Source organism: Streptomyces sp. NRRL S-920, assembly GCF_000717945.1.
GTDB lineage: Bacteria > Actinomycetota > Actinomycetes > Streptomycetales > Streptomycetaceae > Streptomyces > Streptomyces alboniger.
Window position 1 is genome coordinate 247246 of the sequence record NZ_JODF01000003.1, and the last position, 20409, is coordinate 267654.

27 protein-coding genes and 1 pseudogene are annotated in these 20409 nt (G+C 69.9%); 15 read left to right on the forward strand and 13 right to left on the reverse strand.

Annotation, left to right across the window (positions count from 1 at the left end; all coding sequences use genetic code 11):
* The first annotated feature begins 7 nt into the window (after window positions 1-7).
* The gene (locus IG54_RS0104115) at window positions 8-373 is read left to right on the forward strand and encodes a hypothetical protein (protein ID WP_051819253.1); all 366 of its coding nucleotides are present in this window, start codon (window positions 8-10) and stop codon (window positions 371-373) included.
* Between the two features lie 55 nt (window positions 374-428).
* Here IG54_RS0104115 and IG54_RS0104120 read toward each other — a convergent pair whose 3' ends face one another.
* Window positions 429-1043, reverse strand: a complete 615-nt coding sequence (locus tag IG54_RS0104120; protein WP_030777386.1) for a hypothetical protein — start codon at window positions 1041-1043, stop codon at window positions 429-431.
* A gap of 97 nt (window positions 1044-1140) precedes the next feature.
* Here IG54_RS0104120 and IG54_RS0104125 point away from each other — a divergent pair, with 97 nt between their 5' ends.
* Both IG54_RS0104125 and IG54_RS41885 read left to right on the forward strand, forming a co-directional pair.
* On the forward strand, window positions 1141-1353 hold the full coding sequence (locus tag IG54_RS0104125) for a hypothetical protein (protein ID WP_030777388.1): 213 nt from the start codon (window positions 1141-1143) through the stop codon (window positions 1351-1353).
* Window positions 1354-1402: 49 nt separating this feature from the next.
* Window positions 1403-1585 (forward strand): hypothetical protein, encoded by a 183-nt coding sequence (locus IG54_RS41885; RefSeq protein WP_158708812.1) that lies wholly within the window; start codon window positions 1403-1405, stop codon window positions 1583-1585.
* Between the two features lie 98 nt (window positions 1586-1683).
* Here the strand turns inward: IG54_RS41885 and IG54_RS0104135 are convergent, their stop codons facing one another.
* Complete coding sequence (locus tag IG54_RS0104135) at window positions 1684-2550, reverse strand: helix-turn-helix domain-containing protein (RefSeq protein ID WP_030777390.1); 867 nt, start codon at window positions 2548-2550, stop codon at window positions 1684-1686.
* Between the two features lie 12 nt (window positions 2551-2562).
* The gene (locus tag IG54_RS0104140; RefSeq protein ID WP_030777399.1) at window positions 2563-3312 is read right to left on the reverse strand and encodes a DUF6879 family protein; all 750 of its coding nucleotides are present in this window, start codon (window positions 3310-3312) and stop codon (window positions 2563-2565) included.
* Window positions 3313-3484: 172 nt separating this feature from the next.
* Here IG54_RS0104140 and IG54_RS37620 point away from each other — a divergent pair, with 172 nt between their 5' ends.
* The 5 genes from IG54_RS37620 to IG54_RS0104165 all read left to right on the forward strand — a co-directional run bounded on the left by IG54_RS37620 (window position 3485) and on the right by IG54_RS0104165 (window position 5021).
* Window positions 3485-3769 (forward strand): hypothetical protein, encoded by a 285-nt coding sequence (locus IG54_RS37620; RefSeq protein ID WP_158708813.1) that lies wholly within the window; start codon window positions 3485-3487, stop codon window positions 3767-3769.
* Window positions 3766-3978, forward strand: a complete 213-nt coding sequence (locus tag IG54_RS0104150; protein ID WP_030777404.1) for a hypothetical protein — start codon at window positions 3766-3768, stop codon at window positions 3976-3978. The genes IG54_RS37620 and IG54_RS0104150 overlap by 4 nt, the downstream gene beginning before the upstream one ends.
* Window positions 3975-4160: a hypothetical protein gene (locus IG54_RS0104155; protein ID WP_030777406.1), complete on the forward strand. Its 186-nt coding sequence runs from the start codon at window positions 3975-3977 to the stop codon at window positions 4158-4160. Before IG54_RS0104150 ends, IG54_RS0104155 begins: the two co-directional genes overlap by 4 nt.
* Window positions 4161-4248: 88 nt before the next feature.
* Window positions 4249-4764: a glycine-rich domain-containing protein gene (locus tag IG54_RS0104160; RefSeq protein WP_030777408.1), complete on the forward strand. Its 516-nt coding sequence runs from the start codon at window positions 4249-4251 to the stop codon at window positions 4762-4764.
* Between the two features lie 26 nt (window positions 4765-4790).
* Window positions 4791-5021, forward strand: a complete 231-nt coding sequence (locus IG54_RS0104165) for a hypothetical protein (RefSeq protein WP_030777410.1) — start codon at window positions 4791-4793, stop codon at window positions 5019-5021.
* Window positions 5022-5992: 971 nt separating this feature from the next.
* Here IG54_RS0104165 and IG54_RS0104170 read toward each other — a convergent pair.
* Window positions 5993-6487: a hypothetical protein gene (locus IG54_RS0104170; protein WP_030777412.1), complete on the reverse strand. Its 495-nt coding sequence runs from the start codon at window positions 6485-6487 to the stop codon at window positions 5993-5995.
* 509 nt (window positions 6488-6996) lie between these two features.
* On the opposite strand from IG54_RS0104170, the gene IG54_RS41890 reads away from it, so the two are divergent.
* Both IG54_RS41890 and IG54_RS0104180 read left to right on the forward strand, forming a co-directional pair.
* Window positions 6997-7146, forward strand: a complete 150-nt coding sequence (locus IG54_RS41890) for a hypothetical protein (protein ID WP_158708814.1) — start codon at window positions 6997-6999, stop codon at window positions 7144-7146.
* A gap of 94 nt (window positions 7147-7240) precedes the next feature.
* Entirely contained in the window at window positions 7241-9235 is a 1995-nt protein-coding gene (locus IG54_RS0104180) for a recombinase family protein (protein WP_234335964.1), read from the forward strand.
* Here the strand turns inward: IG54_RS0104180 and IG54_RS39935 are convergent.
* Together IG54_RS39935 and IG54_RS0104190 are read right to left on the reverse strand one after the other, a co-directional pair.
* Window positions 9204-10019, reverse strand: a pseudogene (locus tag IG54_RS39935) (ABC transporter permease); the annotation flags it as partial. The gene IG54_RS0104180 and the pseudogene IG54_RS39935 sit on opposite strands and share 32 nt — an antisense overlap.
* Before the next feature lie 13 nt (window positions 10020-10032).
* Window positions 10033-10845: an ABC transporter ATP-binding protein gene (locus IG54_RS0104190; RefSeq protein ID WP_030777417.1), complete on the reverse strand. Its 813-nt coding sequence runs from the start codon at window positions 10843-10845 to the stop codon at window positions 10033-10035.
* A gap of 164 nt (window positions 10846-11009) precedes the next feature.
* Here IG54_RS0104190 and IG54_RS0104195 point away from each other — a divergent pair, with 164 nt between their 5' ends.
* The 3 genes from IG54_RS0104195 (at window position 11010) to IG54_RS0104205 (ending at window position 12125) form a co-directional block, all read left to right on the forward strand.
* The gene (locus IG54_RS0104195) at window positions 11010-11309 is read left to right on the forward strand and encodes a hypothetical protein (protein ID WP_030777421.1); all 300 of its coding nucleotides are present in this window, start codon (window positions 11010-11012) and stop codon (window positions 11307-11309) included.
* A gap of 4 nt (window positions 11310-11313) precedes the next feature.
* Window positions 11314-11685 (forward strand): hypothetical protein, encoded by a 372-nt coding sequence (locus tag IG54_RS0104200; RefSeq protein WP_030777423.1) that lies wholly within the window; start codon window positions 11314-11316, stop codon window positions 11683-11685.
* Window positions 11686-11762: 77 nt separating this feature from the next.
* Complete coding sequence (locus tag IG54_RS0104205; protein ID WP_030777424.1) at window positions 11763-12125, forward strand: VOC family protein; 363 nt, start codon at window positions 11763-11765, stop codon at window positions 12123-12125.
* 40 nt (window positions 12126-12165) lie between these two features.
* On the opposite strand, the gene IG54_RS0104210 is transcribed toward IG54_RS0104205, so the two are convergent.
* The 4 genes from IG54_RS0104210 to bioB all read right to left on the reverse strand — a co-directional run bounded on the left by IG54_RS0104210 (window position 12166) and on the right by bioB (window position 16192).
* Window positions 12166-12837, reverse strand: coding sequence for a class I SAM-dependent methyltransferase (locus IG54_RS0104210; RefSeq protein WP_030777425.1), 672 nt, complete (start codon window positions 12835-12837; stop codon window positions 12166-12168).
* A 137-nt stretch (window positions 12838-12974) separates the two neighbouring features.
* Window positions 12975-13709, reverse strand: a complete 735-nt coding sequence (gene bioD, locus IG54_RS0104215) for a dethiobiotin synthase (RefSeq protein ID WP_030777426.1) — start codon at window positions 13707-13709, stop codon at window positions 12975-12977.
* Between the two features lies 1 nt (window position 13710).
* Window positions 13711-14991 (reverse strand): adenosylmethionine--8-amino-7-oxononanoate transaminase, encoded by a 1281-nt coding sequence (locus IG54_RS0104220; protein WP_030777427.1) that lies wholly within the window; start codon window positions 14989-14991, stop codon window positions 13711-13713.
* Window positions 14984-16192, reverse strand: a complete 1209-nt coding sequence (gene bioB, locus IG54_RS0104225; protein WP_030777429.1) for a biotin synthase BioB — start codon at window positions 16190-16192, stop codon at window positions 14984-14986. Before bioB ends, IG54_RS0104220 begins: the two co-directional genes overlap by 8 nt.
* A gap of 120 nt (window positions 16193-16312) precedes the next feature.
* Between bioB and IG54_RS0104230 the strand changes: the two genes are divergently transcribed.
* On the forward strand, window positions 16313-17521 hold the full coding sequence (locus tag IG54_RS0104230; RefSeq protein WP_078593681.1) for an 8-amino-7-oxononanoate synthase: 1209 nt from the start codon (window positions 16313-16315) through the stop codon (window positions 17519-17521).
* A 39-nt stretch (window positions 17522-17560) separates the two neighbouring features.
* Here the strand turns inward: IG54_RS0104230 and IG54_RS0104235 are convergent, their stop codons facing one another.
* Entirely contained in the window at window positions 17561-17785 is a 225-nt protein-coding gene (locus IG54_RS0104235; protein WP_030777433.1) for a DUF397 domain-containing protein, read from the reverse strand.
* Window positions 17786-17794: 9 nt separating this feature from the next.
* Window positions 17795-18661: a helix-turn-helix domain-containing protein gene (locus tag IG54_RS0104240; protein ID WP_030777436.1), complete on the reverse strand. Its 867-nt coding sequence runs from the start codon at window positions 18659-18661 to the stop codon at window positions 17795-17797.
* Window positions 18662-18935: 274 nt separating this feature from the next.
* Here IG54_RS0104240 and IG54_RS0104245 point away from each other — a divergent pair, with 274 nt between their 5' ends.
* The gene (locus IG54_RS0104245; protein ID WP_030777438.1) at window positions 18936-19388 is read left to right on the forward strand and encodes an ATP-binding protein; all 453 of its coding nucleotides are present in this window, start codon (window positions 18936-18938) and stop codon (window positions 19386-19388) included.
* A gap of 18 nt (window positions 19389-19406) precedes the next feature.
* On the opposite strand, the gene IG54_RS0104250 is transcribed toward IG54_RS0104245, so the two are convergent.
* Window positions 19407-20324 carry a LysR family transcriptional regulator gene (locus IG54_RS0104250; protein WP_030777439.1) on the reverse strand — a complete coding sequence of 306 codons (918 nt, stop codon included), beginning with the start codon at window positions 20322-20324 and terminating at the stop codon, window positions 19407-19409.
* Window positions 20325-20409: the final 85 nt, after the last annotated feature.

Genomic DNA, 20409 nt, shown 5'->3' on the forward strand with positions numbered 1-20409 from the left:
GGCAGTCATGAAGGTGTTCGGCAGAGAGCCCGCGCTGATCGTGAACTCCGTCGGCGCGATCCTCTCGCTGGTCGTCGCGTTCAATGTCGGCCTGTCCAGCACGCAGGCGGGCTACCTGGTCGCAGTCATCAGTGCGGTGTTCGCGGCCATCGCCGCAGCCCTCACCCGCCCCATCGCCCCGGCCGCGTTCACTGGTCTGGTGGCCGTCATCGCCACCGCCACAGCGGCGTTCGGCTTCGACGTGTCCCCGGAGGTGGTGGCGTCCGTCAACGGCATCATCATCGCGGGCCTGGTGTTCCTGACCCGAGGCCAGGTCACTCCCATCCCGAAGATCGACCCGCTGGTACCTGCGCGCCCGGTGCAGTCGGTCTGATCCGCTTCAGCGAGAAGCCCCCTCCGCCTTCGGGCGGAGGGGGCTTCTTCTGCGTCTACTTCAGCCCCGCCTTCAGCTTCGCCAGTTCAGGGCCGGCGTCCTTGGCGGGCATCTTCCACCGGTACGTCTGGCCCTCGCCGTCGGTGTAGACCAGCGTGCCGCCGCGCTGCGCCTCGGTGATGTCGAAGACCTGGCTGCGCCACTGGAAGCTGTCCGGCTGGATCGGGCCCGCGTTGGTGAAGCCCTTGGCGTTGACGCTGGGTGCGCTGAAGCCGTTGTTCTCGGCTGTCTCGCCGTCGGGTGCGATCCACTGCCAGCCCTTTGCTTCGGCGGGTACGGTCTCCGAGGCGGCGACGCCTCTGGTGGACTTCGCCTTGTAGGCGACGACCGCGAACACTTCCTCTTCCGGTGTCTGGCCGGTGCCCTTTGTGACGTAGGCGATCGTGGACGGCGTGATGTCGAGCATGCCGCCACCGCCTCCCCCCAGTGGATGGGCCGCGCCGGCGGTGTGCGCCGTTGTGCCCAGAGCGGGGGCTTCCGGCTTGGCGGTGGGCGATTCGGCCCGGGTGGGCTCCTTGGGGTTCTTGCCCGCGTCGCCGTCACCTCCGCACGAGGCGACGGACAGGGCCGCAGCGGCAGCCAGGACGAGGACTTTGGGTGTCGGGCGCATGGCATCCCCCGGTTGTGTCGATAACGCACCGTACCGGTCCCGATACAGAGCGGGCGTATGTTGTGCAGAATCCGGCGCCCCGCTGCACGCTGGATCCATGGCATCCGTGATAGTCGTGCACCGCCCGTCCCCGAGCGGCGGGCGCCGCGTGACGGTGGGGTCCGCGATCCTAGGGCTCGCCCACGATGACCGCGACCTCATCGAGTTCCTGCGCCGGGCCGGGCTGGAGGATGCCGAGGCACTGGTGCTGGGGGATTCGCCGTTGATCCATTGGTGGGGCGGGCGGGCCCACGAGTACGCGGCGGCGTAGGTATCCACAGGTACATCCGTTCCCCGGCGCTCTGTCCTACGGTGCCCGCATGGATCAAGAGATGCGCCTGCCGCTGCTGACCCTGGACGAAGCCCACGACGTCATCGACGTCCTGGCGCGCGGCGCCGCGACCGGTGACGTGGAGGCGGAACGCCTGCTCTGCGAGCTGGCCGCGCGGGTGCCGTCGCGGGATGTCACCCATACGGGTGACGGTGCCTGCACTGCATGGTGACCATGACCCGTCAGTGCGTACGGTCGGGGCGTGCCCGGCGGAACGGGTGCCGCATTGTGCAACGCGGGCGTACCCCGCTGCACCGAGTCCGGCGGGTATCACCTTGCGGTGAGTGCCCGCCGCGCCGCGTTGATCAGGTTGTGCGCGTCGGCGCCGTAGACCGCGGACTCGCGCAGCGTGTCCCAGACGCGGAGATAGGTGGCCACGCTGACCGCATCGTCGATCCACAGCTCCGCATGCCAGTCCTCGACGATCACGAGCCGTTCGTCGTAGACCCAGAAGCTGTTGCCCGGGAAGATCTTCAGCGATGCCGTGAAGGGGACGATCCCCAGTTCCACCGTGTCCAGCCCGATGGCGCTGGCGAGGTGGTGGAGCTGGGCGGCAAGGACCGACGGCGGGCAGATGAGGGAGCGCAGTGCCCCTTCCCACATCATGACCCGGTGCTGGCGGCCTGCCTGGTACAGCCTCTCCTGCCGCTGGATCCGGGCGCGTACGGCGTCCTCGGTGTCCCGCCGCGGCGGCGGCAGCTGCATCAGGTCGGCGTGCCGGGTGAGTACGTGACGGGCGTAGTCCGGGATCTGGAGCAGACCGGGGACGAGGCAGCTCTCCCAGATGGTGAGCACCCGTGTCCGTTTGTGCTCTGCCGCGGCGGCGTCCTGTACGGATTTGTGTCCCGCGGAGAGCTGACGGCGCCATGAGCGGATGTGGGACTCGAAGCCCCGTAGCCGGGCGAGCAGTTCACTGTAGGCATCGGGGTGACCGGTCCCGTCTGCCCACGCACGCAGGTCGTCTGCTGTCGCCGTCTGCCTGCCGTTCTCCAGCATGCTGACTTTGACTTTGCTCCATCCCGGCCCGAGCCGTTCAGCGAGCTGGGTACCGGTGAGCCGTCCCTCAGGGGCCGTTAACCGCAGCTCCCGGAGGCGGACTCCGAGATCCTCGCGTGCCTGCTGATAGTCCGTGCTCACCGGTACACCTGCCTACTCTTCCTTCATGGCCGCCACGAACTCCCGGTAGGGGGTGGCGTAGTGCAGTGCGGCATCACGCAGCCGGCTGTACTGGTTGACGCGCGCGGGCTCCGAGATCAGCTCAGCGCCGGTCAGATTGGCGTCGCTGTCCCAGATGCAGAGGGCGACGATGTGCGAGTCGAAGATCCAGAAATCTTCATCGGGCAGATTGTGGCGCTCGGCATCCTTGCGCCACATGATGCGGACGTCCTCGCCCAGCTGGTCGTTGTGCTCAGCGTGCGCGAGCAGGTACCGCTGCCCTTCGGTGGGCGGGTCGTCGACGATGCGCACGCGGCCGACGTACGCGCCGTCCCGCGTCTTGGCGCCGATGGTCCGGGCCCACGGTGAATCCATGTCCCACGCCGGCTTCTCGCCGCGGACGAACTGGGCGTAGGTTTCCGTGGCTTCGTCGACCGCGTACCGTCCGCGCATCTCCAGGTGCCAGGCGCTGTGCCGGAAGTTTTCGAACATTCCGGCGAAGGTCTCCGGGTCGAGGATGCGCGGCTCTTCGTCGCGGTCCTTCGGGCCGAAGTCGATCAGCGTGTTGCGCGGTACGACGATGGGGATCTCGTGCTCGTCGATGTGCTGGAGCTGGGCGAGGGTTTCGGGGTCGGTGAGCCGGGGGCCGTGCACGATGACCTCGCCCGTGTCGAGATCCTCGTGTACTGCGGGGCAGGATCCGCCGCCGCTTCCGGTGCCGTTGAAGCGCAGTCGTCGCGCCATGATCGTTCCCTCCGTCGGGAGACTGATCCACCAAGCATCGCTGAGCCCAACGGTCCCTGTGTGGGGTGAGGTTGAGCTTCCTGGTTAACTTCCCTGAATTTCGGCTGCACGTCAATGAACTTCGCTGAACTTGCATGGCGCCGCCCCGCCCGGCCTCCCTAACGTCCAGTTCATGGCCACTACGCAGGAGCCGCAGGAAGCCGATCCGTTCACGGCTACGGAGGCGGTGCGGGACGCTCTCGCCGAGTCGGGGATCGTCTTCCCCTCCCTCGGAGTCGATTACGGGTCGCCGCACCTCGGTCTCGTGAACCTCGGACGCGTCCGCCCGGACGTGGCCGGGCGGCTGGCCGGCGAACTGGTGCAGAGCCGACGGCTGGCCGCAGAGGTCACCGCCCTGAAGGCAGAAATCACCGCCCTGAAGAAAGAACTCGAAGCGCTCCGAGGGGGCCAGACATGACCACCGAATGGGAAACCGGCGCCATGGTCATCGACACCGCACGGCAGCGCCTGGGCCGCGTGATGGATCACCTGGGCACCCGCCTTCAGCTCCGCCCTCCGAACGGCGGACGCGAGTGGGATGCCGATCCGGCATATGTCCGGCCTGCCATGGAGCACGAAATCCTGAAGGCGTCCGCACGCGACGCGAAGCACAGGCGGACGCCATGACCGCGGTCCTGCCGGACCCCCGGACGCTGAGCAATCTCCAGCTCACGGAACAGGCCTGCGCGCTGTGCGGCGGGCGTCTGTTCCGTGACCGCCTGCTGGGCACGGTCACCTACCGGGACCGTGTGGGCCGTAAGCAGAGAGCCGAGCTGTGGGCGTGCGATCCACCGTGCAAGCCGTCGTGACCCGCCTGTGAGCCCCCGTCCCGGCCGCCTTGCCTGGAAGCGGACAGCCGGGACGGGTCACACCCTCCCCGAAGGAAGGAAGTTCATTATGTCCACTCCCCCCTACCCGCTGCCGCCCGACCCGCCCGGCGGGCCGGACCCGGTGATCCCCCGCATGCTGATCACTGATGCGCAGTTCATGAGCTGCCGCAGCACGGTGGCGGATGCCAACCCGGACATGTCCGAGGAGATGGCAGGCCGCATCGTGGAGGAGGCGCTGAAGTTCGTGATGGCCTGTGCGGCATACCCTGCGGAGGGGCTCGCCCCCTCGCGCATCGTGGACGAGGGCTGGCACGCGCTGATTCTGCACACGGCGATGTACGCGGAGCTGTGCGAGCGACTCGGCAATTTCGTGCACCACTACCCGGGGTGGGACCCGACGCACTACGACCCCGAGATCCTGAACCGCACCCGTCGCCTGATCGCCCGGTGCGGCTATGCGGCGGACGACGAGCTGTGGAGTGCCCCGGATGACCGGACCCTGGTGTCCGTGGCGGCGAAATGCCAGCACGCACCGGAGTGCACGATCCGGCCCATGCCGACGCCGCAGCCGCCGGTGAACTGATGGAGCCGGGGCCGTACGCTGGCCGCATGAACGAGGATCAAGCGCGTCATCTCCAGCGCCTGCTCAGTCTGTGCGGTATGCCCGGCGTCGCGGCCCCCGCGGCCGATCCGGCCGGCGAGTGGCGGATCTATGACGACACCGACCCGGCGGCGCGGCAGGACATCACCGACGTCTCGCGGCAGCGTTTGGCCGAGTCGGCGGATCGGCCGCCGACCGGCACCGCGGTCCGGGGCTTCGTCGTCCCGGACCGCGCCTGAACGCCAGCAGCCCTGTCCTCGTTCCCCTTCACAGGGGAGCGGGGGCAGGGCTGTTTGGCGTAGATACGCCTCATACCGCGGGCCGGTTCACACGGGGTGCGAGCCGGATGCGCACATATATCTACGGCACCCCCTGACTCTGCACCGTGCACAGTGAAACGGTGGCGAATGTGCACGTGGCTGGCTCACTCCCCCGCAGCTGGCGGCGTGCGCCAGCGTGGCTGATGTGGTGTCAGAACGGGCGAACGTTACAGACGTTGCGACTTATGGGTGGCCAGGGTGGTCGAGAGAATCATGAACCGGACATCGCGGGACTTGTTGACACGCGGAGCATGTGGAGGAATATGGAGCACCACACCGGCAGCGGTTAATTCCTCCACTGGCGGTGAGCGATCAACCCGACTGTTCCTGTGTGCGGTGTGGAGCCGACGTGATGGGGCTGAGGGCAACCCGGACTTCCTGCACGCTGGAGGCGAGGGCACATGTAAGCACCCGACGCAGACGCCGGGAGGGCACGCCGGGCCTTCCTGATCCCGGGCCCTGCGCCCCCTGTAATGACCACAGGTAGGGGGGTCGGCGAAAGCGTGACGACCACGCGAGAATAAAGATCAGGCAGCACAAGCAAAAAACGATGGACGCAGCATCGTGATCACCCCCCGGGCCGCCCGTCCCTTAAAACGGTGCTGGTGATCACGATGCGCGTTCGACGTCGCCCCGGACACGGCTTGGCCGTGCATCTTCGATGGTGGTCCGGGGCACTCATGGCGCACCCCCACTGCGCATGAGGAGCGGCCCGGCCCCCGCCGTCTTCAGCTCTGATCCAGCGACTGAGGAGTGCACTGTGCCGACCGGGGCCGAAAACAGCAAAGATGAATGGGCGCGGGGAATGGTGCAGGGGCTGGCGCCGATGGACCGCGAGGATGTCGAAGACCTTGAGTGCATCCAGGAGCTGATCACAGGGAAGTCGCCGCTCACTGAGGAACTGCGGTCAGAATCCGCTTAGGGCGCAAGATCCGGTGCCGCACCTGGTCTTCGGCGTCGGTGGAGGGGCCGGGTGTCACGAGGATCTGGAAACCGCACCAGACCTTTCTGAGGTCGTGGTACCTCTGCACCGGGGTGGCCGAAGCCCAGCCTGTAGCGATCTCGCTAGCCGTCCGGTCATCGAAGTCCGGGACCGGCATGGTGGCCAGATGCGCGAGGGCCTCGCGGGCGGAGGCGATGGCGGCGTCCAGTTCGGCCACCGCTTCGGCGTGCTGGCCGATGGTGATCAGGCCGCCGTTGAGCCGCCGGTCCCAGTAGGACCGGACCTCTTCCCGCCGGGCGATTTCCTCCTCGTACGGCTCCCGCTGGGCGTGGTGCTCCGCCTGGATCTTCCTGACCATGGCGAGCTGCTGAGGGTCGGTCAGCCGCTGAAGCGTCATGTCGCCGATGGCTTTGTCCAGCACCCGCTGGTCTGCGACCGTCATGCCGCAGCCCGGAGGTTTCAGGGACCGGTAGTGACGGCGAGGTTCGCCGTCCCCGTATGTCGCGCCCCGCTGATGGACGGTGGCGGACAGGTGTCCGCCGCAGCGGGCGCACCGGACGGGTGAGTCCTTGCCGCTGCACAAGTGCGGATCCTGGGACGGTCGCCCTCTTCGGCGTGGGGGTGGCACAGATCCTCCCATGCGTGACGGGTCAAGGATCAAGACCTGGTCAGCGGTTCAGGCGCCTGGCGGCGGCGCGCAGTTGACCATAGCCCCACCAGCTCTTCACTGCACCACCATCCGGTACATGTACGTCGGATCTTGGACAGTAGTTGAGCGGTGACACACCGTGAAGCAATGGCTAGGCGTAAGGGTAGCCACAACTCCCGTACCGCGCTGCGACTTGGCGGAGAATTCTCCATAACTTTGAAGCGCTTTCTGCCCTCTGGTCGCGTCGCCGGCCCAGAGCCCCGTCCGTCTTGCCGTAGCGATCACAAAGGCCAGGAGGACCGATGTCCAAGCCGACCCCCGAGGAAGCAGGCGAGTGGCTGCGGCGGCATTTCGCCGATGAGCACGAGCCAGAGATCACCCTGACCTGGGTCCCCGGTGAATCCAACCCGGCCGTCTACCTGGAGGTGATGGAAATACTGTTCGGCCCCTGAGGCGGCCCAGCACTCGGCATACTGACGGCAGTTGTTCCGCTCCGGGCGCTATGGCCCAAGCCAGCAGGAAGGCACCGTCGTGACATCAGCGTTCGTGGATCCCGAGAACGAGGAACTCCGGGCGCTGGCCGACGAGATAGGGGCCGTCTTCAAGGACCCTGCGCCGGGGCAGCTCCGGGCCGTCGCCTACCTCCGGGTCTCCACCGAAGACCAGAAGAAGGGCTACGGCTTGTCCTATACAGGCAAGCGCGTCATCAAGTATCTCGCAAAAAAGGGGTACGCCCTGGTCGGCATATACGCCGACGGCGGATTCAGCGGGAGCCTCGAAGCTCACGAGCGCCCCGACCTGACGCGCCTCATGGGGCATGCCCGCCGACCCAAGCCGCTCATGGACATTGTCTGCGTGGCGGAAGCCAGGGCCATCGGCCGCCGGGACCGGGCGTTCTGGCCGTGGGTGTGGGAGCTGGAAGACCTCGGGGTGTACACCGCAGTCGTCAAGGGCGATTACGACAACACCACCGACGAGGGCCGCTCGCGGATGCGCAAGGACGCCGATAAAGCTGAGGACGAACGCGAGACTATCAGGGACCGCACACAGGGCGGCCTTCAGGAGAAGGCCGAGGACGGCGGATATACAGGCGGCTTCGTTCCCTTCGGTTACATGATCGCAAGCCAGGGCGTCAAAGGCGAGTCCCGACTGGTCCTCAATCCGGATGACCTTCCGACTCTTGGTCGCGGGCGAAGGCTTTTCGTCCAGACAAAAAGCTGGCCGGACACGGTGGCGGTGCTCAATGCGGAGCAGCTGCTCACGAAGTCGGGCAGACCCTGGTCCGACCAGAACCTTCAGAAGATCATGCTGGGTGATGCCGTGCTCCGGTCCAGGATTGTCTTCCGCAAAAAGTCGAAGGCCAGGCTGGACCGGGACGGAAGGCCCCTGTTCGGCGAGAGCGTCACGATCCACCTGCCTCCCGTCTTCACCCCGCAGGAAGTGGCAGAACTCGAAGAGGCGGCCCGGCTCGTCAAGAAGGGGCCGCCCGTGAACCGCGGCCGTACGTACTGGCTGAGCGGGCGGCTCATCGCACGCTGCGGTGAGTGCTACACCGGGCACCGGAAGAACGGCAGGGTTCCCGGTTACCGCTGCAACGGGTCGGTGTCTTCGGGCGGTCGTGGCTGCGACTGCCCCTTCATCGAGGCAGAGGTGACAGAGTCCGCCTTCTGGGGCCCGTTCGCCGCGGCCCTGGGGGACATCGACCGCCTGCGCAAGGTGGCGAAGGACTGGACCGACGTCAGCGCTGGCCAGAACATCAACCACGCTGAACGCATAGCCGACCTGGACAAGCAGATCAGCGCGCTTCGGCGGACGAAGAACGTGACGCTGCGCGTCGCGTTGCGAGGGGCCATTGAAGAGGGCGCCTCGGACGAGGAGGCCGAAGAAGCAGCGGCAGCGGCAGTCCGGCCGCTCGGTGAGGAACTGGCCAGTCTGGCCAGCCTCAGGGCGGAGGCGTCCGCGTGGCAGGCGGAAACAGAGCAGGCGGGACAGCGGGCACAGGATCTGCTGGCGATGGCACAGAAGGCGCACAGGAAGCTGGAGAGCCTCAGCCCGGAGCAGAAGCAGCGGCTGCTGGAACTGCTCGACACGGTGGCGACGGTGACGAAGAACCCGCCCAAGGGCAGGCAGGGCACGCCGTGCGCGCTGTCGGCCTGGTTCCATGAGCACGAGCGGTGCGTGCCCCACCTGACGGACAATGCCTGGGCAGTGATCGCCGATCTGTTCCCGGCCGCGATGCGCAGGGGCGAGCCGCGGAAGGTTGTCGAAGGGCTGCTCCACAAGGCCCGTACCGGCGTGACGTGGCAGTCGCTGCCCGTGGAATACGGATCCCACACGATGCTCCATAACCACTGGACGCGTTGGAGGCCGGGGCTGTGGCGGGAGGCCATGGACCGGCTGGCCGACCTGCCAGGGGTGGAGCCGTTCCGCCCGTGGGCCGCCCCGTCGATGTCGATTCGTACCTGGGTCGTGCCGGAGTTGTTCCTTGATGCGGAACAGAACGTGGCCGGATGCTCGCGAAGCCGAGCATCACGTACTTGATGACGTCCAGGAAGCCGCCGAGCGAGGACGCGGCGGACGCGGCCTGCTCGTCGGCGGTCTTCAGGTCGTAGCCCGCGCCCAGTTCGGCGGCGATCCGGCGCTTCAGCGCCTCGTCGTCGACGCCCTTCTCAGCCGTCACCGAGATGCTGGACGCCGCGTCCTTGGACCCGAGGAGCTTCTGCTGAGCGGTCGGGGTGTCGAGGAAGACGAGGGCGGCGCCGGGGTTCGTGGTGGTGAAGGTGGCGATGCCGACGATCTCGACCTTGAAGGAGCCGGGGCGGGCGAGGACGGTGAGGGTGTCGCCGATCTCCACGCTCTTCGTGTCGGCCGTGTCCGCGTCCAGGAGCGCCTGGCCCGGCCCGCGCGGGGCGTGCCCGGAGGTGAGTTCCACGGGGCTGCGGTCGGTGACGTACCAGTTGGTGGCGACGGTCGGGGCGCCGGTCGTCGGCCCCACCGGTTCGTTGTCGCGGTCGACGACGGTGACGTTCTCGACGGAGGCGTCGACATGGGCGTCCGCGACCCCCTCGACCCGGGCCACCTTCTCCCTGAGGTCGGCGGGCAGGGTCGGCGTCCGGCCCGAGGGCACCGCCTCGTTGAGGTCTTCCTCCGGCGCGACCAGCACATCGGCCGACGTGGAGGCGAACAGGCGGTCGAAGGTGCGGGTCACCGTGTCCGAGAAGATCAGGCTGCCCGCGACGAACGCGACCGAGAGGATGACGGCGAGGGCGGACAGGGCGAGCCTGCCCTTGTGCGCGAGGAAGCTCCTGAGTGTCGCCTTCAGCACCGCGGCCCCCGGTTCAGCTCTGCTCGGACGGGCGGTCGGTGGGTGCCACCGCGTGCAGGGAGTCGAAACGCTTCATGCGTTCGAGTACCGCGTCGGCCGTCGGGCGTTCCATGTCGTCCACGATCCGTCCGTCGCCGAGAAAGAGCACCAGGTCGGAGTGGGCGGCGGCGCCGGGGTCGTGGGTCACCATGACGACGGTCTGACCGAGCTGGTCGACCGCGTCGCGCAGAAAGCCGAGGACTTCGAGGCCGGCCCGCGAGTCGAGGTTGCCGGTCGGCTCGTCGGCGAAGATCAGCTCGGGCTTCGACGCCAGCGCCCGCGCACAGGCCACCCGCTGCTGCTGTCCTCCGGAGAGCTGCGCCGGACGGTGCTTCAGCCGGTCCCGCAGCCCCAGCGTGTCGATCACGTGCTCCAGCCAGGCCTGGTCGGGCCGCTGCCCCGCGATGTCCATGGGCAGCGTCATGTTCTCCAGCGCGTTGAGCGTGGGGATCAGGTTGAACGACTGGAACATGAAGCCGATGCGGTCGCGCCGCAGCCGCGTCAGCTCCCGCTCCTTGAGGCCGGTGATCTCCGTGTCGCCGAGCCACACCTGCCCCGCCGAGACGCTGTCGAGCCCGGCGAGGCAGTGCATGAGCGTGGACTTCCCCGAACCCGAGGGGCCCATGACGGCCGTGAACCGCTCGCGCGCGATGTCCACGTCGACCGAGTCGAGGGCGAGCACGGTCGTCTCGCCCGAGCCGTACGCCTTGGTCAGACCGCGGGCGCGCGCGGCGGTGCCGGCGGCTGAGGAGCGGCCGGTGAACGGTGCCGAAGCAGGTGTGGACAAGGCCGCCTCCTGGGTTGTGCCCGGGCCAACTCCTCTGATTCCGGAGAGAGTAGCGGCGGGGTCCACCCCCGCGGTATCCCTCCCAGGTCGGGCCTGCGGACGCATGTAAGGGGCATGGTCCTGGCGCCCTTGTCGCGCTAGCACCCCGGCGCTAGCTTGAAGGGATGGCGAAGACTCAGCTGAACGTGCGGGTGGACGAGGACACCGCCCGGGCCGCGCGGGAGCGCGCCCTGGCCCGAGGGATGAGCGTGAACCGCTACATAGAGCAACTCGTGAAGCAGGACGCCGGCGAAGTCGGGCATACGTTCGTCGAGGCGGCCGCCGACTTCATGAAGCAGTACGAGAGCGTCTTCGCCGAGGAGTTCGGCACGGAGCGCGAAGGGACCCGTCCGGTCCGTGAGGCGCCCCGTCCCGTACAGACCGTGCAGGACACCGCGCGGCCGTTCGGTGAAGGTCGTCGTTGAGCCGTTGAACCTCAGAATCGATCTTGCCTGGCTCCTGATGATCGCCGAACACAAGACGCCCGGAGACCCCCAGGTCACCGACTGGGGCGCGCTGGTCGCCGCCCTCAGCCGGCACGACGCGGAGATATTCGGCGTGCCCGTCTACGAAACGCCGCACGACCGGGCCGCGGCGCTCCTGCAACTGCTGCTCCACATCCCCGCGCTCGAACGTTCGAACGCGCTCTTCGCCGCCTCCGTCGCGTACGCCTATCTCGTCTCCAGCGGCCTGAAGGTCGTCACCTCGCCCGAACAGGTGCGGGACCTGGCCCGACTGGTGAAGGAGGACGGCGCGAGCGTGCAGGCGATCGCGGAGCGGTTGCGGCAGTGGAGCCTTTGAGTCACGGCCGGGCGATGAGTTGCCGCCTCGGGGACAGTCAGAAAGGAGCCGGTGCCCGTCAGCAGGAGGAGAACCCCATGCCCGCCGCGATCCATCCGATCGTCGTCACCCCGGACGTCGACCGCCTCCACTCCTTCTACCGCGAGCTGCTCGGGGCCGAGCTGGCCGAGCGGTATCCGCCGGACGGCGACGTCTTCTTCGTGGACCTGCGGATCGGTGACGCGGGACTCGGCATCGTCGCGAACACCGAGGCCGTGACCGGCACGCCGGGGCGGGTGCTCCTGAGCGTGCGGGTGGACGCCGTCGACGACGTGCTCAAGCGGGTCGAGCCGCTCGGCGGGACGGTGTTGGGGGAGCCGAACGACATGCCCTGGGGCCAGCGCGTCGCGCACGTCAGGGACCCGGACGGCAACGCGCTCAACCTGACCCAGCCGATCTGACACCGGGCACGGGTGCCCGGGGCGGGTCGCGCCCCGGGCGTCACGAGTCCCGCGGGCGGCGCGCCGTGCCCAGTACGCAGTACGAGGTGGGCAGGCGCGGCCCCTTCGCGGGCACCAGGACGCGGCGGTACGCGCCGAGTTCGAAGCCCGCCTCGCGCAGCGCGGCCAGCGGGTCCCGCGCGACGTGGCAGCCGCCGAACAGCGGGGGCCACACCGTGCGGTCCAGGACGCGCTGGGTGGCGGCCATCAAGGCGCCGGGGGCCCGCCCGTGCTCGAAGAAGCGCAGCTCACCACCGGGCCGCAGGACCCGGCGCAGCTCGCCGAGCGCCCGCCGCACATCGCGCACGCTGCACAGCACGAGGGAGGCGACGGCCGCGTCGAACGCCTCGCTCTTGACGGGCAGCGCCTCCGCGGTGCCCGGCACCACATCGACGGGGACGTCGGCGCGCAGGGCCGCGGAGACGGCGAGCTGCCGCAGGACGCGCTCCGGTTCGATCGCCACGACCTCGCAGACCGCGCCCGGATAGTGCGCGAAGTTCAGCCCGTTGCCCGCACCGACCTCGATGACCCGGCCGCAGAGCCCGGCGAGCAGTTCCTTGCGGTGGGCGGAGATCACGGGTTCGACGGCCACGCTCTGGCGAGCGTAGAACCGGGCGAAGACGGGGTGGTGCACGGCGTCCCGGAACGCCGGTTCGGCGGAGCGCGGTGACATGGGCCCTCCTCGGCGGGGCGAGCGGTTACCGCAATGGTGCCCCGGTGGGCCCCATTCCCCTCCCGCCCACGGCGAGGCGTCCCCGCGCGGGGCGGTACGCGGCGCGACCCGCCGCGCCCGTACGCACCCCGCGCCGCTCAGCGCCCCACCGGCCCCGGCGCCTGCCCCCGCGTGAAGGCCTCCGCGTCCCACGTGCCGCCGAGCACGGGAGCCAGCCAGCTCCCGGCCGCGGCGCGGAAGTCCGGGGCGTCCAGGGCTGCGGCGTTCTCCGGGATCGCGCCGAGGAGCGGTGCGTCCGCTTCTCGCGGGAGGTCCGCCAGATTGCAGCGGGAGGCCAGGTCGGGCGCGGTCGGCCAGCTGCCGATGGTGACGCCCAGTTGGCGTACGCCGCGGGCCCGCAGGGCCTCGGCCGTCAGCGTCGTCGTGTTCAGCGTGCCGAGGCCCGCCGTCGCGACCACCAGGACCGGGGCGTCCAGCAGCCTCGCGGCGTCGGCGAGCGTGCCGCCCTCGTCGTCGAGACGGACGAGCAGCCCGCCCGCCCCCTCCACCAGGACCAGGTCGTGCTCCGCCGCCAGCTTCCCCGCGGCGTCGGCCACATCGTGCGGGCGCACCATCGCCATACCGGCCCGCCGCGCCGCGGTGTTGGGCGCCAACGGCTCGGGGAAACGCGCGAGTTCGAGCGTGGTGATGTCACCACCCGCGAGCCGCGCCACCTCCTGCGCGTCGCCCGGCTCCCCGGGCGCCACCCCGGTCTGCGCGGGCTTGAGCACCGCCACGCTCCGCCCGGCCGCCAGCGCCACCGCGGCCACCGCGGCCGTCGTCACCGTCTTGCCGATCTCCGTGCCCGTCCCGGACACCACCATCACCGTCATGTCAGCCCTCCCTCGCCGCGGCGCACACCGCGCGCGCGACCTGTGCCACGTCGTCGTCACCCGTGATGAACGGCGGCATCGTGTAGATCAGGTCGCGGAACGGCCGCAGCCACACGCCCTCGCGCACCGCCGCCCGCGTCGCCGCCTCCATGTCCACCGGGTGCTCCAGCTGGACGACACCGATCGCGCCGAGGACCCGGACCTCCCGTACACCGGGCAGGGCCTCGGCCTCGGCAAGGCCCTCGCGCAGGCCCGTCTCGATGCGCTTGACCTCGGTCGGCCAGTCCTGCCCGAGGAGCAGGTCGATGGAGGCGCCCGCCACCGCGGCGGCCAGCGGATTGCCCATGAACGTCGGCCCGTGCGCGAGCACCGGCACCTCGCCCCGCGAGATGCCGTCCGCCACCCGCGACGTGCACAGCGTCGCCGCCATCGTCAGATAGCCGCCGGTCATCGCCTTGCCCACGCACATCACGTCGGGCGTGACACCCGCGTGGTCCGCGGCGAACAGCGCTCCCGTACGGCCGAAGCCCGTGGCGATCTCGTCGAACACCAGGAGCACGTCATGCGCGTCGCACGCCTCGCGCAGCACGCGCAGATAGGCGGGGGAGTGGAACCGCATCCCGCCCGCGCCCTGCACCACGGGCTCCACGATCACCGCGGCCAGCTCATCGGCGTGACGCTCGATCAGCTCGCGCAGATGATCCGAGTACGTCTCCTCGTACGCGGCCGGCGGCGCGTCCGCGAAGACCTGGACCGGCAGGGCCCCCTGCCACAGCTCGTGCATGCCGCCCTTGGGGTCGCAGACGGACATCGGCTGCCAGGTGTCGCCGTGGTAGCCGCCGCGCCAGGTCAGCATCCGCCGCTTCTCGGGGCGGCCGAGCGAACGCCAGTGCTGGAGGCACATCTTCACCGCGACCTCGACCGAGACCGAACCGGAGTCGGTCAGGAAGACGTGCTCGAGGCCCTCGGGAGACATATCGACAAGGCGCTTCGCCAGTGCCACGGCGGGCTCGTGCGTGAGCCCGCCGAACATGACGTGGCTCATCCGGCCGAGCTGGCCGCGCACCGCTTCGTTCAGCACCGGGTGGTTGTAGCCGTGGATCGCGGACCACCACGACGACATGCCGTCGATCAGCTCGCCCGAACCGTCCGCGAGGCGCAGCCGCACCCCGCTCGCCGACTCGACGACCAGGGGCTCCTGGCGTCCGGGCATCGGCCCGTAGGGGTGCCACACATGGCGACGGTCCAGTTCGAGGAGGTCGCCGAGGGGAAGGTCAGGCATTGGGCGCCAGATCCGTTCCCGCGCCCCTGCGGCGTACCGCCACCAGGTCCGTACGCGCCTCGTTGGAGGCCTCCACCGCGGGCTCGCCCGTCCCGCAGGGGCCGCAGCCGCCGCCCTCGTGCGAGCCGCAGCCCTGGGCGTCGTGCGAGCCGCAGCCCCCCTGGGACGCGTGCGAACCGCAGCCCGCCACCGCGTCCACCCGGTGCTCCGGCAGCGTCACCTGATCCGCGCCCTCGACCTCGAAACCGGCGTCCGCGATCATGTCCAGGTCCGCCTTGCCGGCCTGGCCCTCACTGGTCAGGTAGTCGCCGAGGAAGATCGAATTGGCGAGGTTCAGGGCGAGCGGCTGCATCGAGCGCAGGTGGACCTCGCGGCCTCCGGCGATGCGCACCTCGGCGTCCGGGCAGACGAAGCGGACCATCGCGAGGATGCGCAGGCAGCGCTGCGGAGTGAGGTTCCACTCCTTGGCCAGCGGGGTGCCCTCCATCGGGATCAGGAAGTTCACCGGCACCGAGTCCGGGTCAAGCTCGCGCAGCGAGAAGACCACGTCCACCAGGTCCTCGTCGGTCTCGCCCATGCCCGCGATCAGCCCGGAGCAGGCGGAGAGCCCCGCCGCGTGCGCCTTCTGGACGGTGTCCACGCGGTCGGCGTAGGTGTGCGTCTTGGTGATGCCCGCGTACGTGGCCTCGGACGTGTTCAGGTTGTGGTTGTACGCGTCCGCGCCCGCGCCCCGCAGCCGCTCCGCCTGACCGTCGGAGAGCAGGCCGAGGCAGGCGCACACCTCGACGCCCTCGTTCTGTTCCTTGACCGCCGCGATGGTCTCCGCCACCCGGTCCACGTCACGATCGGTGGGCCCGCGGCCGCTGGCCACCAGGCAGACCCGCTTCGCGCCACCCGCGACGCCGGCCGCGGCGGCCTGCGAGGCCTCGTCGGGCTTCAGCCACGTGTACTTGAGAATCTCGGCCTTCGACCCGAGCCGCTGCGAGCAGTACGAGCAGTCCTCGGGGCACAGGCCCGACTTGAGGTTGACCAGATAGTTGAGTTTCACCCGTCGCCCGAACCACTGCCGCCGCACCTTTCCGGCGGCGGCCACTACGTCCAGGAGTTCGTCGTCGGAGGTGGCCAGTACGGCCAGCGCCTCTTCGCGGGTCGGCAGTTCGCGCCGAAGCCCCTTGTCCACCAGCGTGTTCAGCAGATCCATGGCGCTGATCCTTACGCACAGCAGGCGCCCCGGCCAAGGAGAGTTCGTACAACAGAACCGGTTTGAGGTGTGGGTATTGCCACATACTGGCCAGATGGCAAGACCGCTAGGGTCTGTGCAATGTCTACAAACAGGCACCCCGTGACTCCGGCGCCGGGTCCGTCCGGCGCCGCGTGTGCGCCGCCGTCGACGCGCGCGCCGTTCGACTGGATCGACGAGCAGGCGCGCCTGCGCGCCGACGCCGGACTCGTCCGCACGCTGCGTCCGCGCGCCGCGGCCGCGGGCGGCCTCCTCGATCTGGCGAGCAACGACTACCTGGGCCTGACCCGCCACCCGGAGATCACCGACGGCGCCGCCGCGGCGGCCCAGCGGTGGGGTGGCGGCGCCACCGGCTCGCGGCTCGTCACGGGGTCCACGGAGCTGCACGCCGAGCTGGAGCGGGAACTCGCCGAGTTCTGCGGCTTCGAGGCGGCGCTCGTGCTCTCCTCGGGGTACGCGGCCAACCTCGCGGCGGTCACCGCGCTCGCCCCGCACGGCTCGCTGATCGTCTCCGACGCGGGCAACCACGCCTCCTTGATCGACGGCTGCCGCCTCGCGCGCGGCGCCACCCAGGTGGTGCCGCACACCGACCCCGAGGCGGTGCGCAAGACGCTGGAGGGCCACGAAGGCCCCGCCGTCATGGTGTCCGACTCGGTGTTCTCGGTGGACGGCGACGCCGCACCGCTGGCCGAACTGGCGAACGTATGCCGGGAGTTCGGCGCGGGGCTCATCGTCGACGACGCCCACGGGCTCGGTGTGCTGGGCGACGGCGGCCGGGGCGCCCCGCAGGCCGCCGGGCTGGCGGGCGCCGCCGACACGGTGGTCACCGTCACCCTCTCGAAGTCCTTCGGCAGCCAGGGCGGCGCCGTGCTCGGACCCGCCAAGGTCATCGACCATCTGGTGAACGCCGCGCGGACCTTCATCTTCGACACGGGGCTCGCGCCCGCGGCGGTGGGCGCCGCGCTCGCGGCCCTGCGGCTGCTGCGCCGCGAGCCCGAACGCGCGGCTCGCGCGCGCCAGGTCGCCGCTGAGCTGCATCGACTCCTCACGGCCGAGGGTCTGTCGGCGGTACGCCCCGACGCCGCCGTCGTCTCCGTACGCGCGCCGTCACCGGAGTCGGCCGTGCGCTGGGCCGCCGACTGCCGGGCCGCGGGCCTGGCGGTGGGCTGCTTCAGGCCGCCATCGGTGCCGGACGGGATTTCGAGGCTGCGGCTGACCGCCCGCGCGGATCTCACCGGCCCACAGATCGCCGATGCCGTACGAGTGATCAGCCGCGCCGCGCCCCGATGAGACGGCCGACGGTCCGGCCCGCGCGGGGCCGGACCGCGCTCACCGGAGGCTGTCGACGAACGTCTCCCAGGGACCGGGGGAGAACAGCAGGGCGGGCCCCGCGGTGCTCTTCGAGTCGCGCACGGCCAGCAGGCCGCTCAGCGTGCCGGAGTCGAGCGTGGCTGTCTCGACACAGTTGTTCATTCCATTGCTGCGGCTGCTGCGCTGCCACCGCGCGCCCTGAAGGGTGGTGCTTGAAGGTACGTACCGAGGCATTGCGGTCATGGTGCCTCCTTACGCGCCGTCGTATAGCCCGGCGATGAATTCCTTTGAGTCCTCGGGGGAAAGCGCCTGTTCCTGAAGGGAGTTGAAGGCCTCCGTGTACGCCTGGAGGTCTTCTTTCCGTTCCAGGTAGAGGCTACTCGTCAAGTGGTCGAGAACAACCACATCCAGATCAGCAATGTTCCGAAAAGAGAACATAACGAAAGACCCGATGAGACCCACATGCTCTCCGGAGGCGAACGGCAGCACCTGAAGTCGCACCTGCGGCAACATCGCCACCTCCTGTAACCGTGCGAGCTGCCGCGCGAGGACTCCGGGACCGCCCACGGGTCGGCGCAAAACCGCCTCGTCCAGGACCACGCTCAGCCGCAGCGGCGGGTCCGCGCGCAGCACGTCCTGCCGGGCCAGGCGCACCTCCACCAGCGAGTCGACCTCCTTCTCGGAGAGCCCGCCGAGCGCGGCCCGGGTCACCGCGCGCGCGTACTCGGGGGTCTGGAGGAGGCCGGGGACCACCGAGGTCTCCAGGGTGCGCATCCAGCCGGCCTGCGCCTCCAGGCTGATGAAGTCGCGGTAGGCGGCGGGCAGCAGGTCACGGTAGGCCTTCCACCAGTGGTGACGCCCCGCGGTGCCGGTCTCGTCGGTCCCGGCCAACGCCACGAGCAGCTCGCTGAGGTGGGGGTCCCGCACCTCGTACGCGTCGAGCAGGAGGCGTACATCCGTGGCCTTCACGCCGCTGCGGCCGGTCTCGATCCGGCTCACCTTCGACTGGTGCCAGCCCACCTTCGCGGCGGCCTGGCTGCTGGTGAGGCCCGCGAGGCCGCGCAGCGCGCGCAGTTCGGCGCCGAGTCGGCGGCGGCGCACCGCGGGGCCGTGCTGCATGTCCGTCTCCTTCCGGACCGAGCCGTCGGGCGTCCCGGCGGCGGAGCGGGGGACAAAGGCGACAGTAGAGGAAGTGCCGCCCCTACGCCCAAATACGGTCGGCCGTAGCAGAGTTCACCGCTTCGAGCGACAGATATATGCACATCTCGGTGGATCGCCACCCGTGACCGGTTAAGGAGTGGGACGCTGGCCTGAAGCACCAGTCCGGGGCCGTCCTCGGGTCATCCGCTACGAGTTCGGAGACCGGCCCCGGTGGGAAAGGGACAGCGTCGCCATGGCAGATCACCAGGAAGCATCCGTCACTCTGCCGAGCGATCCCGCCTCGGTCTGCGCCGCCCGGAAATACGTGGCGAACGTCCTCATGGAATGGGGCCTGCCCGGTGACGCCGAGGTGGGGGACACCATCAGACTCATCGTCTCCGAGCTGGCCACGAACGCCGTGCAGCACACCCGCGGGCAGTCGCCCACCTTCACCGTGGACGTCGAGCTTGACCGGGACGAGCAGCTGCGGATCGGCGTCACCGACAGCCACCCGCGCTATCCGAAGCGGCTTCCGGCCGCCGTCCAGCAGGACAACGGCCGCGGCATGGTCATCGTCCGCTGGCTCACCGCCGAGTGCGGCGGCAGGCTCTCGGTCAGCCCCACCGAGGAGGGCGGCAAGACCGTGTGGATCGCCCTGCCCTGGACGGTCCCCGTCCAGCACCGGCACCGCGACCCGGCGCGCTGAGCGCGGGACGTCCCCGGCTCAGTTCGGACTCGCCGAGCGCCCGAACGCCCCGCGCAGCAGCGCCCGGAAGGAGTCCGCCGCCGCGTTCGACTCCTCGGCGCGGTAGCTGACGGAGATGGTCCGCCGCAGGTCACCGGGGTCGAGGAGCCGCATACCGACGGGCGTCGACGCGGTGCGCGCCACCATCTCGGGCACCACGGCGACCCCGAGCCCCGCGCTGACCAGGGCGCAGACCAGGACGTAGCCCGGCGTGCCGACGACCACGGAGGGGGTCGCACCGGCCCGCGCGAGAGCCCGCTCCACGGCATGCCGCGGCGGGTGGTCGGGCGCCATGCTGATCAGTGGCTGCCCGGCCAGCTCGGCCGGCGGCAGCCGGGACGTCCCGCTCGTCAGGGCGTGCCCCGGCTGGGTCACCAGGACCAGCTCCTCCACCAGGACCGGCTCGGCCGACACCCCGGAGGGCAGCGGCAAGGGGTCGGCGGGCTCGTAGGTGTGGGTGAGGGCCAGGTCGATCTCGCCCGCCGCCACGGCCGCCACACCGAAGGGCGGTTCGTGGTCGGTCACCGTCAGCTCCACCTCCGGATGGGCCCTGCGGAAAGCCGTCAGGACGGGCGGCAGCAGATGGATGCCCGCGGTCTGGAAGGTGCCCACGCGCAGCCGGCCCCCGGAGAGCCCGGCGAACCGCGCCAGTTCGTGCCGGGCCCGCTCCATCTCGTCGAGCACCCGGCGGGCATGGCCCACGAGAAGCTCACCCGCGCCGGTCAGCCTGGCCCCGCGGTGGTGGCGTACGAGAAGGGCGGCGCCCGCCTCCCGCTCCAGCTTGGCCAGCTGCTGGGAGAGCGCGGGCACGGTGTAGCCGAGGCGCTCGGCGGCCCGGGTGATCGAACCGGCCTCGGAGACTGCGACGAGCGCGGCGAGCCGTGTGGGGTCATACATGGGAACCGCCCTCCGTGCGACGCGCGCCTCGCCGGGCCGCGGGCTAAACGTCTGCTTAAGGCAGACCCAGGATATTGCACATACC